We start from the raw sequence: 4,494 nt of genomic DNA on the forward strand, positions 1-4,494 counted from the left end.
CCCCTCGACCAGAGTGGCCATGCCGGCCACGAGGTCGGAGACGGGTGGGCCCTGGGCGACCGCCTCGGCGGCCTCCAGGGTGAAGCCGCCCTGGAAGACCCCCAGGCGCCGCAACAGTCCTCGGTCGGCGGGGCCGAGCAGCTGGTCGCTCCAAGCGATCGCCTCCCGCAGGGTCCGCTGCCGGGTGGCCTGGTCGACCGGCCCTCCGGTGAGCAGGGGGACGGCGGGGCTGAGCCTGCGGGCCAGCTCCTCCAGGGGGAACAGGCGCAGGCGGGCGGCGGCCAGCTCGATCGCCAGGGGCAGGCCGTCCAGCCGGGCCACCACCTGGGCGATCAGCGGCGCGTTGTCGGCGTCCAAGACGAAGTGGGAGTCGACCGCGGTGGCCCGGTCGGCGAACAGGGCCAGCGCGTCGTTGCCCAGAACGTCGGCCGGCGCGTCGGGCTGGGGCAGGGGAGCCAGCGGATACTCCTGCTCGCCGGACAGCCGCAGCGGTGTCCGGCTGGTCGCCAGCACTCGAAGCCCCGGGGCGGCATCCAGCAGCTGCGCTGCCACCACCGCCGCCGGCAGAACGTGTTCGAAGTTGTCCAGCACCAGCAGCAGCCGCCTTGACCGCAAGTGGTCGGTGAGCGCCTGGGCAGCGGGCCGCTCGGGCAGCTCCGGGATCCCCAGGGCGGTGGCCACAGCGGACCGGACCAGGTCGGGATCGGCGACCTCGGCCAGCGACACGAACCAGGCGCCGTGTGGAAAGGCCTCCAGCAGGGAGGCGGCGACCTCCACGGCCAGGCGGGTCTTGCCCGACCCGGGCGGGCCGGTCACACAGACGAGCCGGTGGGTTTGCAGCAGCCCCTGGAGCTCGGCGAGTTCGCGGCGGCGGCCGACGAAGCTGGTGCGCTGGGCCGGAAGATTCTGCTGTGGCCGTGGTGGCGGCGTCGGGTCGGGCACCTCCAAGGCCGCGTCCTGGAGCAGGATCTGCTCTTGGCGTCGGCGCAGCCAGCGGCTCGGCTCGATGCCCAACTCCTCGTCCAGGACCTGGCGGGCGCGGTGGAAGGCCTGGAGGGCGTCGGCCTGGCGGCCCGAGCGGTACAGCGCCAGCATCAACTGGCCCCACAGCCGCTCCCGGTAGGGGTGGTCGGCCAGCAACCCCTCCAGCTCGGTGACCAGCCCGCCATGCTCACCGAGGGCCAGATCCGCCTCGATGCGGTCCTCCAGCGCGGTCAGGCGCAACGCCTCCAGGCGGGCCCGTTCCGGCGCCAAGGCGGCCACCTCGTCCAGGTCGGCCAGCAGCGGTCCCCGCCACAGGCCCAGCCCTGCTGCGAGCTGGTCGGCGGCCGCTTGGGGGTCGTCACGGACCAGGGCGCGGCGGCCCGCTTTAGCCAGGTCCTGGAACCGTTGGGCGTCCAACTCACCGGTCGACACCTTGAGCTGGTAGCCCGGCGGGCGGGTGGTCAGCCGCCACGCGTCCGCGCCAAGCGTGCGGCGGAGCCGGTGGACGTAGCCCTGCAGGGTATGGCGGGCGGTGGCCGGCGGGTCGCCGTCCCACAGGTCCTCGACCACTCGGTCGTAGGAGACGACCTCGCCAGCGTGGACTAGCAGCAGCCCAAGCAAGTCCCGCTGGCGCGGGGTCCCGAGGTCAAGCGGCTGGCCGCCGGCCACCACCTCAAGCGGTCCCAGGACCCGGAACTCCACCCCGCCCCTCCCGACTCCGGCTCGACCTTACCTGGTGGCCTCTACGTCGGCCTCGAGCGTGTCCTTTCGCGATCGCAGCTTGATCGCAGCCACCCACGTGCCGTCGATCGGGCTGCGACCAGGCTGCGATCAGCGGCCCCCATGATCGCTCGGACGGCGCCAGACGAGGGATAGGGGACGCCATGAGCACGGATTCGTACCTGCTGGCCGGCAAGGATAAGGAATTGGAGCGGCTGCAGCGAGGGTCGCGAATGTTGGAACCGGCCGGCCGGCGCGTGCTCGCTGAGATCGGCGATGGGCAGGGAGCACGGGCCTTGGACGCCGGCTGCGGCGCGCTGGGCTGGCTGCGGCTGCTCAGCGAATGGGTCGGCCCCGACGGGCAGGTCATCGGGACCGACATCCAAGACGACATGCTGGCCGCTGCCCAACAGTTCGTGACCACCGAGGGGCTGGGCAACGTGACCCTGGTCAACGACGACCTGTTCGCCAGCCAGCTCGAGCCCGCCTCCTTCGACCTGGTGCATGCCCGTGCCCTGATCTTTCCCCTCGGCCGCGGGCCCGAGCAGATGGCCACCCACCTGCGGCTGGTCCGTCCCGGCGGCACGATCGTGCTGGAGGAGGTCGACACCGCCTCCCTGCACCACCTCCCGCCCGCGCCTGCCTTCGATCGGCTCAAGCCGCTGGTGATCGAGGCGTTCCGCATAGCCGGCGGTGACCCCGAGGCCGCGACCACCCAGCTGGAGCTGTTCCGCAGCGCCGGCATCGAGGCCAACGTCCGGGCGGAGATCCGGGCGCTGTCTCCCGGCGATCCTGCCCTGCAGGAGCCGCTGCAGTACCTCAGCGCGCTGGATGGGCTGCTGCGGTCGCTGGTTGACCCCGAGGAGTTGGAGCGGCTTCGCGCGGAGGCCGAGCGCGAGCTCCAGGATCCCGGCCGCTGGGGACTCGACTTCACACTGGTGCAGGTCTGGGGCCACCGTCGGGCCTAGCAACCTCTGAGTTACTGGGCGGCGTTGATGACGCCTCCTAGGGCCTGGCGGATGCGGTCGGCGGCCTGGTCGGGGTCGGGTCGGCCGGCATCCAGCCAGGCCATCACCGCCTCGATGGCGACCACCGGGGCCAGCTGGGCGGCCCACTGGGTCCAGGCCCGGTCGTCGATCACCTTGGCGAGCTCGCGGCGGGCGGTGGCGACCATGCCCCGCTGGAAGCGGTCCATCTGCTGGCGGAACTCCGGCTCTCGGGCGGCGTGGTGGAACAGCAGCCGGAACCCGTCGGGGTCCTCGGCGGCCGCCCCCAGCAGGGCGTCGATGCTGGCGTAGGTGTAGTCGCGGGTGCCGACGGCGGCGGTCAGCCGCCCGACCGCGCGGTCCAGGACCGCGCGGTATAGGTCGGTCTTGGAGTCGAAGTGCCGGTACAGCAGGACCCGGCTGATGCCGGCCTGCTCGGCGATGTCGTCCAGGCTGGTGGCGGCGAACCCGGTCCGGGCGAAGGCCTGGGTGGCGGCGGCCAGGAGCTGCTCGCGGCGCTCGGCCCGACGCAGCCGCCGCACCGAGGGGGGCGCGGTGGCCGTGGCCGCAGATTGGTCGGCGCGTTCTCGCTTGGTCGCCATGTCTCGTCCCGCTGCTCGTCTTGTTGACACAAGAGTGTACAACACCTATGGTTAACTCTAAAATATACAACTTGGAGTACACAGACGGAGACTGCAGCGATGAATAACGCGATCATCCAGGTCGAGGACTTGGTCAAGGTGTTCGGCGGCAAGGTCCCGGTCCGTGCGCTGGACGGCCTCGACCTGACCGTGGAGCGCGGCGGCGTCTACGGGCTGCTCGGCCCCAACGGGGCCGGCAAGACCACCCTCATCTGGGTGCTGGCCACCCTGCTGGAGCCCGACCGGGGCAGGGTGCATGTGGCCGGGATCGACGTGCGCCGACACCCCGCCGAGGTCCGCGCCCGCATCGGCCTGGCCGGCCAGTACGCCGCGGTCGACGACCACCTCACCGGTCGGGAGAACGTCGAGATGGTCGGCCGCCTGTACGGGCTGCCCCGCCGCCAGGCACGCCGGCGGGCCGGCGAGGTGCTGGAGCGCATCGCCCTGACTCAGGTCGCCGACCGGCAGGTGAGGACCTACTCGGGCGGGATGCGCCGGCGGCTGGATCTGGCCGCCTCCCTGGTCGGCCGCCCCCAGGTGCTGTTCCTGGACGAGCCGACCGCCGGGCTCGATCCCGCCAGCCGCCGCCAGCTGTGGGCACTGGTCGGCGACCTGGTCGAGGGCGGCACCACGGTCCTGCTTACGACCCAGTACTTGGAGGAGGCCGACCAGCTTGCCGACCGGATCGCGGTCATCCACAACGGGCGCGTCGTCAGCGACGGAACTGGCGACCAGCTCAAGGAGCAGGTGGGCGGTGCGGTGCTGGAGCTGACCGTGCCGGAGGCCGACCGAGGCCAGACGCTACAGGCGCTGCGGACCCTGCGGACCGAGGGCCCGGCCGAGGACCGGCACCACGGCAGGATCGTGGTCCCGGCCCCACATGGCTCGGCCACCCTGGCGGAGGCGCTGCGCCGGCTGCACGCCGCCGGCGTCACCCTTGAGGACGTGGCCTTGCACAAGCCGACCCTGGACGACGTGTTCCTCGCCCTGACCGGACAGCTCGCCACCACGCCCAGCGGCAACGGCCACGACACCCCTGGCGGCGGCGATCGCCGCGGCCGGCACCGACACGAAAGGGCGACCCGATGAACGCCACCGCAGCGACCCCCACCGTCCACGGCTGGCTGGCCCGCTCGGTCAGCGACATCGCGGTCATCACTCGG

The 4,494-nt window shown here is 72.4% G+C and carries 4 protein-coding genes; 2 read left to right on the forward strand and 2 right to left on the reverse strand.

From position 1 onward, the window contains the following. Positions 1 to 1,686: BTAD domain-containing putative transcriptional regulator (locus VF468_29720; GenBank protein ID HEX5882465.1), on the reverse strand; the 1,686-nt coding region annotated here is incomplete at its 3' end. Between the two features lie 182 nt (positions 1,687 to 1,868). Between VF468_29720 and VF468_29725 the strand changes: the two genes are divergently transcribed. Further along, entirely contained in the window at positions 1,869 to 2,672 is an 804-nt protein-coding gene (locus VF468_29725) for a methyltransferase domain-containing protein (protein HEX5882466.1), read from the forward strand. An 11-nt stretch (positions 2,673 to 2,683) separates the two neighbouring features. Here VF468_29725 and VF468_29730 read toward each other — a convergent pair whose 3' ends face one another. Then, positions 2,684 to 3,292: a helix-turn-helix domain-containing protein gene (locus VF468_29730; protein HEX5882467.1), complete on the reverse strand. Its 609-nt coding sequence runs from the start codon at positions 3,290 to 3,292 to the stop codon at positions 2,684 to 2,686. Between the two features lie 99 nt (positions 3,293 to 3,391). On the opposite strand from VF468_29730, the gene VF468_29735 reads away from it, so the two are divergent. Beyond that, positions 3,392 to 4,420, forward strand: a complete 1,029-nt coding sequence (locus VF468_29735; protein HEX5882468.1) for an ATP-binding cassette domain-containing protein — start codon at positions 3,392 to 3,394, stop codon at positions 4,418 to 4,420. The last annotated feature ends 74 nt before the right edge of the window (positions 4,421 to 4,494 follow it).

This window comes from Actinomycetota bacterium, from assembly GCA_036280995.1.
Lineage (GTDB): Bacteria > Actinomycetota > CALGFH01 > CALGFH01 > CALGFH01 > CALGFH01.

Bases quoted from the DNA above. Each gene is read 5' to 3' on its own strand.
- VF468_29725 (HEX5882466.1), top strand. From the start codon at position 1,869: ATGAGCACGGATTCGTACCTGCTGGCCGGCAAGGATAAGGAATTGGAG.
- VF468_29735 (HEX5882468.1), top strand. From the start codon at position 3,392: ATGAATAACGCGATCATCCAGGTCGAGGACTTGGTCAAGGTGTTCGGC.
- VF468_29730 (HEX5882467.1), bottom strand. From the start codon at position 3,292: ATGGCGACCAAGCGAGAACGCGCCGACCAATCTGCGGCCACGGCCACC.